The sequence below is a fragment of the Methylobacterium sp. E-065 genome (assembly GCF_022829605.1).
Classification (GTDB): Bacteria; Pseudomonadota; Alphaproteobacteria; order Rhizobiales; family Beijerinckiaceae; genus Methylobacterium.
In genome coordinates this window covers 1-384 of the sequence record NZ_JAKSYD010000259.1, presented here as the reverse complement: position 1 = coordinate 384, position 384 = coordinate 1, and the positions used below count along the sequence as shown (strand labels likewise).

Annotated in this window: 2 pseudogenes; both read right to left on the bottom strand. The window is 69.3% G+C overall.

The annotated features are described in order from the left end of the window. Nucleotides 1-124, bottom strand: a pseudogene (locus MKK84_RS29790) (ATPase); the annotation flags it as partial. After that, nucleotides 121-384: pseudogene (locus MKK84_RS29785) on the bottom strand (IS21 family transposase); the annotation flags it as partial. The pseudogenes MKK84_RS29785 and MKK84_RS29790, both read right to left, overlap by 4 nt.

Below are 384 nucleotides of genomic sequence, written 5' to 3'. Positions count from 1 at the left end.
CGACGACCTGCTGCGGCTCGTGGGTGCGCTTGAGCGCGACCTTGATGATCTCGTCGTAGGCCGCCTTCATCCCGAACAGCTTCAGCTCGCCCATGGTGGCGAGGATGTTCTGACGTTCCATCATGGGGCTCTCCTCAGGCGGTCGTAGCGGGCACAATCGGCCACCGGCGCATGGCGCAGCCGGAGGCTCTCGGGAGGCAGGATGGTCACGGGTGCAGTGGGCGCGAGCGGCCGGGTGAGGACGTGGAGGATGACAGAGGCCGAGTGCACGCTCGCGCGCACCGCTTCGGCACAGACGCACGCGACGGCGCCCATCCCCTCGCACAGCACGGCGGTGAGCATCGCCACCATCGTCCGGTCGCCGGCGGGGAAGCGCGCCAGCTT